The 10,427-nt window shown below is 63.4% G+C and carries 9 protein-coding genes and 1 pseudogene; 6 read left to right on the top strand and 4 right to left on the bottom strand.

All coding sequences use genetic code 11. The features are described from left to right. From U9983_RS23880 to U9983_RS23870, 3 genes are all read left to right on the top strand, one after another. A partial coding sequence (locus U9983_RS23880) for a right-handed parallel beta-helix repeat-containing protein (protein ID WP_322756165.1) occupies positions 1 to 263 on the top strand: 263 nt, incomplete at its 5' end. A 101-nt stretch (positions 264 to 364) separates the two neighbouring features. After that, on the top strand, positions 365 to 718 hold the full coding sequence (locus U9983_RS23875; RefSeq protein WP_322756164.1) for a hypothetical protein: 354 nt from the start codon (positions 365 to 367) through the stop codon (positions 716 to 718). After that, the gene (locus U9983_RS23870; protein WP_322756163.1) at positions 711 to 1,283 is read left to right on the top strand and encodes a hypothetical protein; all 573 of its coding nucleotides are present in this window, start codon (positions 711 to 713) and stop codon (positions 1,281 to 1,283) included. Before U9983_RS23875 ends, U9983_RS23870 begins: the two co-directional genes overlap by 8 nt. Before the next feature lie 179 nt (positions 1,284 to 1,462). Here the strand turns inward: U9983_RS23870 and U9983_RS23865 are convergent, their stop codons facing one another. After that, a complete protein-coding gene (locus U9983_RS23865) occupies positions 1,463 to 1,693 on the bottom strand; it encodes an IS66 family transposase (protein ID WP_322756162.1) in 231 nt (76 codons plus the stop codon). Positions 1,694 to 2,326: 633 nt separating this feature from the next. On the opposite strand from U9983_RS23865, the gene U9983_RS23860 reads away from it, so the two are divergent. Then, complete coding sequence (locus U9983_RS23860; protein ID WP_322756161.1) at positions 2,327 to 2,890, top strand: sigma-70 family RNA polymerase sigma factor; 564 nt, start codon at positions 2,327 to 2,329, stop codon at positions 2,888 to 2,890. 2,914 nt (positions 2,891 to 5,804) lie between these two features. Here U9983_RS23860 and U9983_RS23855 read toward each other — a convergent pair. Beyond that, positions 5,805 to 6,380, bottom strand: a pseudogene (locus tag U9983_RS23855) (transposase); the annotation flags it as partial. A gap of 574 nt (positions 6,381 to 6,954) precedes the next feature. On the opposite strand from U9983_RS23855, the gene U9983_RS23850 reads away from it, so the two are divergent. Beyond that, complete coding sequence (locus tag U9983_RS23850) at positions 6,955 to 7,539, top strand: TerD family protein (RefSeq protein ID WP_322748715.1); 585 nt, start codon at positions 6,955 to 6,957, stop codon at positions 7,537 to 7,539. Between the two features lie 122 nt (positions 7,540 to 7,661). Beyond that, positions 7,662 to 8,666, top strand: a complete 1,005-nt coding sequence (locus U9983_RS23845; RefSeq protein ID WP_322756166.1) for a zinc-dependent alcohol dehydrogenase family protein — start codon at positions 7,662 to 7,664, stop codon at positions 8,664 to 8,666. Between the two features lie 63 nt (positions 8,667 to 8,729). Here the strand turns inward: U9983_RS23845 and U9983_RS23840 are convergent, their stop codons facing one another. Together U9983_RS23840 and U9983_RS23835 are read right to left on the bottom strand one after the other, a co-directional pair. Further along, positions 8,730 to 9,980, bottom strand: a complete 1,251-nt coding sequence (locus tag U9983_RS23840; protein WP_322756160.1) for a Fic family protein — start codon at positions 9,978 to 9,980, stop codon at positions 8,730 to 8,732. Between the two features lie 54 nt (positions 9,981 to 10,034). Then, the coding region (locus U9983_RS23835; protein WP_322756159.1) for a hypothetical protein at positions 10,035 to 10,427 on the bottom strand (393 nt) is incomplete at its 5' end.

Here is a 10,427-nt window from a genome sequence, read left to right as displayed (position 1 = left end):
GGCGCAGTGGCGTGTACGTCTATGACGATGGTGCGGGGGTGTTTGAGGATAATGAGATCACCGGTAACACCCGAGACAACGTTGCCGTGGGGTCGGGGGGGAATCCGACGGTCCGAGGCAACCGCATCACCAACTCCCAGAGCGGCGGTGTCTACATCCATGATAATGGTGCGGGGGTGTTTGAGGGCAACATTGTCAACGGCAACCGGAGATGTGATTGGGACGTTTCGGGCGCTGACCAGACGAGGATGGTCCGTCGGTGAGAGTCTGGACTCGCCGATTCGCGTAGCGCGGGCCGTGGGCATGCCCGCGTTCTCGGCGAGGACTCGATTGGCAAAATTTCCGACCATCTTCCGGAACAGTGATGGATGAAGAATCGTGGGCGATGTCGAGTCTTCGGATAACGTGCGCCGGACTGTCCTCGGACCAGATTACCGCTCGACTGGGCATGCCGAGCACGGCGCACACCGATGCTTATTGGGCTGTGAACCTGGTATCGGACAGCAGTATCGCAATAGATCAACAATTGACTCATGTCAAGGATTTCTTTAGCTGTCGGTTGGATGATCTACAGGCAATAGCAGAAACTGCCGGGATCAACCTGCACCTGGGATGGACCCCGCGCCACCCGCAAGACGGCCTGGCTTTGGATGCAGATCTGGTTCAACTGCTCGCATCGATCAAGGCTTATATTCTGATTGATGTATATATTGATTGATGGTGCAAATTTTTCCGCGATCTATCTGAATTCTTTGGATTCGACGACAATGAAAATGAATGTACGCATGCGGGAGCTTCTGGAGTATGCGGCGACAGAAACCTGGAAACCCAGTTTTTCGGGTCGCGCACAATCTGTTGTCGAAGCCGGCTGGATAGTAGGCCCGAATGGTGCGCTCCTTCTGCGGGCAATGAATGGTAATAGCTGGAGCGGTGAATTCGATCCTTCGGAAATCGGACATTATGAGTATGAAGTCAACGACGTCTATATATCGCTTTCTGGCCTCAGGGGGGATATGAGGAGATATCTTCCCCGCGCGGCTTCGCGCGGCCTCTTTTTTGCCCGTCGAATGTTGAGGAATGCCTCCGCTCTTGAGGGAGGCGATCGATTGCTTGCGCTCGTCAGTATTTTTGCCGACGAGGATTACGAGGGTTTTTTTCTGCAGGGTGCTACTGTAAAATTCTTCAGTAGACGAGGCCATTATCCCGACTGGTTCGAAGACCTCGAAGGATTCCAGCGTGAAGCAATAGCCATTCTTGATCTTGCCGATGTGGCTGGGTTCTGACTCGGGTACTGGGGCGAAAATCCCCCGGCTGCAGCGATAGGTGGTCGAGCCTCAGCTGTGGCCGAGGCATGGCCGGCTGCGAGGGCTGTGGGTGACGTGACGAGGTGTGAGCGTTATGACGGCGTCGAGCGGTCTGGATTCGGGTCTGCTGTTGGGCCGAGTCAAGGCCGGTGGGAGCGCTACCAAGGCGGAGTTTGATCGGGTGGCGGAGAAGTCGGCCAGTCGGCGACGTCGAACCCGTCGGCGGCCAGCGACCTGGCGACCCGGTGCAGCGGCAGGCCCAGCACGTACTTCTGGTAGAGCAGCCGGGCCAGGAACCCGGCGGTGAACCGGCCTTTGCCGACCGTTTGAACCCGCCAGGTTCTTACCTCGAAGGCTGGAAAGCTCGGCGTTTCCATCCCGGCGGTCATCAGCTATCAGTCGTGGTTGGCTGCGGGCAGCGTCAGAAGTGTGACCGACACCCTGTAGGTTCTGTCGGGGATTTTCTGAAGTAAGCGCGAACAGCGGCAGTTGTGCGCCCGGGTGCGGCCGCTCCCGTCGGGCGAGCGCCCGCATGTTACCCGGCCAGCCCTTCAGCTGGTCACCTTTCGTACCCGTGCGGTACAGGCCGGTGAGCTCGGTGACGTCCGCGCCCTCCCGCGGCTCGCCCTCGGCGATCGTCACTGCGATGTCCGTGAACACCCGGCCCCGGTCGGCCAGCATCCACACCATCGCGGTCCCGACGTGGGAGACCACGTCTCTGCCGCCGACATCGACGGCCAACCCCTGCGACCGCCCCGTACCATTCACCTGGAAAGTGCCTCTCGGCTCGGGCTCCGACACGGACTTCAGACACCCGTATCTTCCCAGGTCAGGGGCACTTTCCTGCCATCGGACACCCCAGAGAGATCAAGGATCTTCGGCGTGAAAAGCCGAGGCCAAAATGACAGGGCCCAACTATGAGCTGCTACCAGCAAGATCAAAAATAAACTCCTGGTCACCTGTAAGGTTTGGCGCCCAGCTGGACATAGATATGGTGATGAGGACGGGAGGTTTTTGGATAGATGCGCGCGTTGGATCGGCTCAGCTGGAGGGCTCGGGATGAAGAAGTATTCGTGGAATTCTACCGGAAAAGCTTCAGGGCCGTACACTCCTACCTGGAGCGACGATTGGCCGACCACAGTGGCATAGACGACGCTGTAGCGGAGACATACCTTGTCGTGTGGCGGCGACGGCAGGATATCCCGCCAACAGACTCGGAGTCCATCGCATGGGCTATAGGCGTCGCCAGGTATTGCCTCGCCAATCAACGGCGAAGTGCACTACGCCGCCAAAGGCTCTTTATAAGGCTTAGGCAAGTCGCGCAAGAACCGCCCGGGATGAGTGAGAGCGGCAACTGGGAAGCCATCGTTATCGAAGAGTTCAACCGACTCTCTGATGGCGATAGAGAAATACTTGGTCTCGCTTATTGGGATGATCTTAAAGTTGATGAAATCGCTGTCGTTTTGAAGTGCACATCGAACGCTGCATCGGTCCGACTGCATCGAGCGAAACGCCGCCTTAAAGAAAGAACGGAGGCTGTTGCCAGCGCCAGTTTTTGCACGGCTGAAGAAAAGGTAGATGGTTAACTTCGAACTTTCCGGGGTGTGCGATGAACCCAACGTCAGAAGAGCGACTGGGTGAAATACTGCGAGCAGCGGATCCGTTCGATTCACTCGGCGGGGACATGTGCGAATCGGACAGTCATGCAGGTGAGATACTGGCCGAAAGAATACGGCCTAGAATCAAGCGTCGCGCACGACGTATTATTTTGATTCCGGTGGCTGTCGCCTGCGCGGCGGCGGCAATCGGTGCCGGCTTCGCGCTAGGAACCGCACCAGCCAAGATGGCAGCTACTGGCTGCTACCAGTCTACAAACCCAAACAGTGACGTAGCGGTACTGAACACAGTCGCATCAAACCCACTTGACGCCTGCAGGTCGATTTGGTCCGCATCATTCAACGAGCCGCCACCGGACGAGCTGGAGGCTTGCGTTGGACCTTCCGGTCAGGTCGTCGTTTATCCTGGCCGCGCTGGCCTCTGCGACAGCATGAATCTTCGTGGGTTCAGTGGTGCCGTCTCCGATGAGGCCCGCGGTGTTGCGGCGGTTAATCTCGAATTTCGCGCCCATTACCAGGGCGCGAGTTGCATAGATCCATCCGATGCGAGGGGAGTTCTAAAAGGAATCTTGGACAAAAACGGCATGGCGGATTGGAGTATCGATGATGGAGGTTTCGCCCAGCCCTGGAGTGAGGGCCGCCCGTGCGCCTATCTTGTAATGAATGAAAGCTCGAGCAGAGCGGTACTTCTGCCAGTACCGAGGGCGTGATTCGACGGAAAGATATCTTGGCTCGGGCTCGCAGCCGGTTCGCACGGCTCCCTGACTATCGGCTTGTCTCAAAGAAACCTTCAGGGTTTGCAGAAGTGACTGATCGAGAGTCCAGGATGAGGATCGCTGGCTAATTTCGCCCGTGCCTCGACGGTCGGGTCGGTGGCCGGTGGAATTGGTGCAGTCAGCAACCGTTCCACCGGCCCGGCCACCGCTTCCAACACAGGCCGGACCCGCAGCGTCTCCCGCGGAAAGTGATGATTGGTGCGATGCTGCCGGCGGTCGCTTGCCCATGGTACTTTCTCGTGATCGTAAGCGCGGTCGGCAAGCAGGTAGCGGGGACGGCGCCGTGGCCGCCCGCGTGGGCCCTCGGTCGCTGAACCTGACCGCGTGCACCAACTGGTTCGGTCGAGGCGTTCAACGACGCGATCATGTAGATTATCACGGACAGCGTCAGTGTCCCCACACTGCCCGACGCCGCCCAGGCGCCTTGCATCGATCCGACCGAGCAGTTCGTCGAAAACCGACCTTCAGCGATCATTGTATACAATGTGGCACACGGCCACCGGTAGGATCGTCGAGGGGTCACGCGACCCGTGATGATCAACCGACGGCCGTGCTACGCCCGTAACGGTCATGCCGGTCATACCGACATGGCCACCCACCGTCCGGAATCCAATTTACTGATCACAAAACCGCCGCTGTCGTACGGTGGGCGGGATCGGTGGTTTTACTGACCTTGATCAATGGGTTGCTAGTAGTTCCATACCGCAGATACACGGTCGTTCCAACCTGCCGCTAGAATTGGTTCTGAGTGGTTTGCACTCGTGTTACCTGGATACCAGTAGCCAGTGCCGTCCGAGTTGTCAGGTAGATGTGTTGGGCAGGTGCCGGTTATGAACGAGGACATCTTGTCGTTGAATCCCCACGGGACCAAGCTCTGGAGGCCCCTGTCCCAGAACTGAAGCCTGTCACCTGAGAGGAGGCCGTCTTTGAATAGCTGGAGAGGTGTCAAACAGCTCGCCAAGGCAACGTTCACGCTGGCGCTGCCGGCAGATCGGGAGGCTCTGAGACTCTGCATCCTCGCGTCACCCTCGGCCCGGGTACGGAAACACTCAGCTCCGCCCGGAAGGTCCTTAGAGACAATGCAATCGTGAGCGTCTCCCCAACCTTTCGAAAGGTCAATCGTACGACCCTCGAACTGGGCGAGACCGCCCGTACCCTGGGCGATTGCGGAGTCTGGCGTGGGCGGGACGGGGGCCGGCGATGGATCCGCCAGCGCTGGTGCCGCTAAGGCGAGACCTATCGCGACGGTCGCCGCACCGAGCATCAGCGTTCGTAGGCGCTTCAAATTAACTCCTCTGTTGCAGGACTAAGTTCAGCCAAATTGAGCTGAAACCCTGGCAAGTGAACCAGCGGGGCGGGCGAGGACTAGTTGGAGCACACAACTAGGTTCACAGCGCGAACTTATCGGCTACGCTGCGTAAAAAGCTCCATTTTGGCGTGATGATAAGTTTGTCACATTTTCCTCAAGGTTCGGCCCTTGGTGATCCCCTGCGATAAGGGCTCGCTCGGGATCCCGTTTGTTGTGGAGTGCCGTGCGACTTGCGAGGCGCAGGCTGCTCATCTCCTCCAGTGCAGCCAGCTTAGCGCTGAACATCACCGATCCGATGATCATCGGTGACTACGGATCGTGGCGAAACGCCGGGTGGCGGCCAGGTGCCAGGCGGGTTTGGTCCACTGTCGGATCAACGTGTTGGTCGACCTCGGGATGTGGGCTAATGGCTGAGCCGGGGTGGGCTCGGAGGATGACCGAGGAGCAGAACTTTCGGTTAAGAGCGACCGGCAATAGGGGACGCGGCGTCGCGGGGCTGGGGTGCGCACCTCGCCGCGTTGTCGTCGGTCGACACCCAACACCAGGGTGCCTCCCTCCTCCGCCTCGCGATCTACGCACCCCAGCCCCGCTCCTTGATCCACGCTCCTATTGCCGGGCGCTCTAAAAGTCATCGTCCAGCTGGGAAACACTGCGAGCTGTGCGCCGTGCCGCGATCATAATGGCGTCGCTGGCGGGCACAACCCCTCTTACCTCGGCTTTTCATGCCGAGATCGTAGATTGTTCCGATCTTCTCGGACACCGTCTTTAATCTTAATTTCGGGGTTCGGGCACGAGGGAAGCCCGGTCCGCTCGGGTGGGCGAGGATCCTGGCGAAGGCGGTGCGCAACGCCTCGGCCCACGGCCAGTTCTCCGGGATGCGTAACCGACGCCTCCTCTGTCCGTGCACGATCCGCCCGGCTGTGTGCAGCAGTGTGTAACGCATGGTCTTCGGCTCAGCCTTGGCGAGGTCGCCGTCGAGACCGAGCAGGGCCAGGCAGGCCAGCAGGTCGCAGGCGAGGGCGGCCGGGACACACCACGCCGAATGGATCGCACACGAGTGTGAGGGCAATCGACGCAGGCCGGTGTCTATCGCGCAGCGGATCCGGTCCTCGGCCCGGGCCTGCACCCGGTGGCAGGCCTCGAGGAACTGGGGCTGCCGGCCGGCCATGGTGGTGGCGGTGAGCGGGAACCGGTAGCCGGCGGGCTGCTCGAACAGCGGCAGTTGCGCGCCCGGGTGCGGCCGCTCCCGCCGGGCGAGCGCCCGCATGTTACCCGGCCAGCCCTTCAGCTGGTCACCTTTCGTACCCGTGCGGTACAGGCCGGTGAGCTCGGTGACGTCCGCGCCCTCCCGCGGCTCGCCCTCAGTGTCCCACGCCAGCTGGCTGTCCCCGGGCTGATCCAGCGCGGGGGTCTTGTGGACCGACGGAACCTGCACCATAGCGTCACTCATGGCGCATCCTCACTCTCGGAGAGTGGCATCGCTATTTCTACAGGCTCGGCCTCCGGCACGGACTTCAGACACCCGTAGCTTCCCAGGTCAGGGGTACTTTCCTGTCATCGGGCAACCCCCAGAGAGACCAAGGATCTTCGGCGTGAAAAGCCGAGGCTAACAACGTGCATGGGAGCGGCGGAACGCAGCGCCGCAGCCGCCGCCAGCGCGTTGTGCCGTGGACCACCTGTCGGGTTGCATGGGGTGGGCGGCGTGATCATGGTCGTCGCCGGGTGGTGCGGACATCTGTCACCGGTGGTGGCGGGGCTCGGCCTGTATCGCACCCGACCGGACCGACGGTGGGCGGGTGCCCTAGCGTGTGCGAAGGTTCTTTCGTAGCTGTTAAGCCCAGGTCACGCGATCATGACCTTTTCGCGTCGCCGGAGGTCCCCGGGGTAGGTCTGTACCTGCACGGGACGATCCGCGCCGGCGCGGACCGATCAGAGGGGACGATCTACAGATGGCCATCAGTCTCGCCAAGGGCGGCAACGTCAGCCTTACCAAGCAGGCGGCGGACGCGGGTACGCCCCAGCTCACCGCGTTGACGGTCGGGCTCGGTTGGGATGCCCGCACCACCACCGGAACCGACTTCGACCTGGACGCGTCCGCCATCGGCGTGAAGGCCGACGGCAAGGCTCTCACCAACGAGCATTTTGTTTTCTTCAACAATCTGAAGTCCCCGGAGGGCGCCATCACCCTCACCGGCGACAATCTCACCGGCGCGGGCGAGGGGGACGACGAGTCGATCGTCATCAACCTCGGTCAGGTACCGGCCGACATCGACAAGATTGTCGTACCGGTGTCGATCTACGGTGCGCAGGATCGGAACCAGAACTTCGGGCAGGTGCGTAACGCCTACATCCGCGTTGTCGACCAGACCGGCACCGAGCTGGTCCGTTACGACCTTTCCGAGGACTACTCCACCGAGACGGTGGTGATTTTCGGTGAGGTCTATCGCAACGGTGCGGAATGGAAGTTCCGGGCGGTCGGCCAGGGTCACAACGACCTTGGTGGTCTCGCCCGTGACCATGGTGTCACCATCTGACACCATGCGTGACATGGCCTGTCGGTGGACGGCGATGCTCCGGCTCCCCTTCCACCGATGGCAACGGTGTGTGATCGGTAGGTGGCGGTAGATCTGGGAAAGTCATGGGTATGACGCCCATGATGACCGCCTGGCAGGTCACCACACCGGCACCGGCGACGGCGCGACCGCTGCGGCGCACGGCCCTGCCCGTGCCCGAACCCGCTGCCGGCGAGGTGCGTCTGCGGGTCGCGGCGTGCGGGGTCTGCCGTACAGACCTGCATCTCGCCGAAGGCGACCTCCGGCCGCGTCGACCCAACACGGTTCCCGGGCACGAGGTGGTCGGCTATGTCGACGCCGTCGGCCCCAAGGTGGAAGATGTCGCCCCCGGTGACCGGCTCGGGATCGCCTGGCTGCGGGAGACCGACGGGACCTGCACCTACTGCCGGCGCGGCGCGGAGAACCTGTGTCTGGTCTCCCGCTACACCGGTTGGGATGCCGACGGCGGTTATGCCGAGTACGCCGTCGTCCGCGCGGACTACGCCTACCGGCTGCCTGAGGGCTACTCCGACGGTGAGCTGGCGCCGCTCCTGTGCGCCGGCATTGTCGGTTTTCGGGCGCTGCGCCGCGCCGACCTGCCACCGGGCGGCCGACTCGGGATCTACGGCTTTGGCGCGTCCGCCCACCTGGCCGCGCAGGTGGCGCTGGCGCAGGGTGCGAGGGTCCATGTGCTGACCCGGTCGCAGACGGCGCGGCGACTCGCGCTCGCGCTCGGCGCATCGTCAGCCGCCGGGCCCTACGACGCCCCGCCGGAGCCGCTGGACGCCGCGGTCCTGTTCGCGCCGGTCGGTGACCTGGTGCCCGTTGCGCTGGGAGCACTGGACCGGGGCGGGACACTGTCGATCGCCGGTATTCACCTGTCCGATGTGCCGGCGCTGAGCTACCAGCGGCACCTGTTCCAGGAACGGACGCTGCGGAGCACGACCGCGAGCACCCGGGCCGACGGGCGCGAGTTCCTCGAGATTGCTGCGCGGCATCGGCTTGCGGTCACGGTCCAGCCATATCCGCTCGACCGGGCGGACGAGGCGCTGATCGACCTGGCGGCGGACCGGGTGACCGGCGCCGCGGTCCTGTTCCCGGCCGGCTGAGCAGGGCCGGCTGAGCAGGGCCGGCTGCGGGCCGGTTGCGGCCGACCGTAGCCCAGCTGCGGATCAGGCCCGTTTGACGGCCGCCAGCCGGCGTTCGGCGAGAGTGAGCAGGTCGGATACCTCCCTGCTGAGGTAGCCGGTGGCGCCGCGTCCGATCTGCCGTCGGCGCAGGATGCCCGCGCCGACGAGTTCCTCGGCCGCGGCCCAGGCGGCCTGCACGGACACGTCCAGGATGCGCGCCGCGCTGGCCGCGGTGAGCACCGGGGATCCGGGTAGCATGGTGATCAACCGATCGGCGGTTGACGGTTCCCGGGGCCGGTTGCGAACCACAACGGTCTGCTCCCGGCAGGCTGCCAGCCGGGTGTCCCAGGACCGGCGCAGTTCGGCGATCTCGTCCGCGAAGGTGCGGGCCTCCTCGATCGCCACCACCATGGAGTCGAGAAAGAAGGTCAACCACTGGTTCAGCGCGGCATGGGAGGCCCGGCCGCCGGGCGGACCGTCGTGGCAGTAGGCGGCCAGGGCCGTCACATAGCGGTCGGACCGGCTCACAAAGGCGAGGCTGACCGGTAGCACGGCCGGCGTGACCAGGCCCCGTCGGGCGAGCACAGCATGGATCAGCATCCGCGCTACCCGCCCGTTTCCGTCGTCGAACGGTTGGATGGTCTCGAACTGGGCGTGGACGAGCCCGGCCTGGATCAGCGGTGGATGGGCGTCGCCCGACGCATAGGCGGCAAGATCAGTCATCAGGCTGACCACCTCGGACGGCGGCGCGGGTATGAACGCCGCGTCCAACGGGTTCCACTCGCTCCCGCCGAGCCAGGTCTGAACCGACCGTGTGCCGGTGTGCCGGTGGCCCGGGAGCAGGGTGCGTTGCAGGTTGACGATGCCGTCCACGGTGATTGCCCCGGGTTCGGCGAGATCGGTGACCGCGTGGCGGAGCGCGGCGATGTTGCGGGCGACCCGGCGGGCGTTCACGCTGAAGCCCTCGACGACGCTGTCGGTACCGGCTCCGCTCGCGAACTCCGCCAGGGCGACCTGCTGGGGAGGGACCCCGATGCCCGCGATGCGCGACGAGGCAACCGCCTCGGACCGCAGGAGAAAGCCGGCCAGCCGGTCCAGGCTCACCATGACTGTGCCGGTCAGCGACCGGATGCCCGCCTCGACGGCGGTCGCGCGTGCGATGAGATCATCGTGGAGGCTCGATGGCGACCCGGCGAGAGGATCGGGACAGTACGGGCGGTACACCCCCATGCGGCGCCCGCGCAACGGTGCGGCAGAGTTCGGGGCCCAGAGCTGTTCCCCGTATCGACCCATCGCCGGATTCCCCTGTTTTCAACATTTCGACACAGCCAAACTTTTGGAGTTTGCTCAACTACGGTTCCGACCCCGGCCCAGAAGCTGTAGCAGCCCGGCCGCGGTTGCGCTGAGTGCGGCGGCGACGAGCACATCCCGGGGTAGCAGGTCGGCGGATTCCCGCTGAATACGGCCGTGGAAGCGGTCGAAACGTTCCGGCCACGGACTGCGGCCGGCGAAGTAGATTCCGATTTTGTCGGTGTCGGGAAGGCAGGCCCCGCTCATACCGGCGAGCACTGCGAGCCTTCGGCCGGGTGGAGCGGCCGCCGTCAGAACACCCATTGCGACCAGACCCGCCACGCCGTCGCGTCGGGCGACCGGAATCCAGTCCAGCCCCGGGCCGGTACCCCAGTGCGGCAGCATGTCCATTGCCAGGTGAGAGGCGAAACCAACGGCAAACGCGGGTAT

Source organism: Protofrankia sp. Cas3 (assembly GCF_963555955.1).
In the GTDB taxonomy this organism is placed as follows: domain Bacteria; phylum Actinomycetota; class Actinomycetes; order Frankiales; family Frankiaceae; genus Protofrankia.
Note: the sequence above shows the minus strand (reverse complement) of the source record. Positions and strands in the feature narration are given on the sequence as shown.

Bases quoted from the DNA above. Each gene is read 5' to 3' on its own strand.
- U9983_RS23840 (WP_322756160.1), bottom strand. From the start codon at position 9,980: ATGGGTCGATACGGGGAACAGCTCTGGGCCCCGAACTCTGCCGCACCG.
- U9983_RS23845 (WP_322756166.1), top strand. From the start codon at position 7,662: ATGACCGCCTGGCAGGTCACCACACCGGCACCGGCGACGGCGCGACCG.
- U9983_RS23860 (WP_322756161.1), top strand. From the start codon at position 2,327: ATGCGCGCGTTGGATCGGCTCAGCTGGAGGGCTCGGGATGAAGAAGTA.
- U9983_RS23875 (WP_322756164.1), top strand. From the start codon at position 365: ATGGATGAAGAATCGTGGGCGATGTCGAGTCTTCGGATAACGTGCGCC.
- U9983_RS23850 (WP_322748715.1), top strand. From the start codon at position 6,955: ATGGCCATCAGTCTCGCCAAGGGCGGCAACGTCAGCCTTACCAAGCAG.
- U9983_RS23865 (WP_322756162.1), bottom strand. From the start codon at position 1,693: ATGACCGCCGGGATGGAAACGCCGAGCTTTCCAGCCTTCGAGGTAAGA.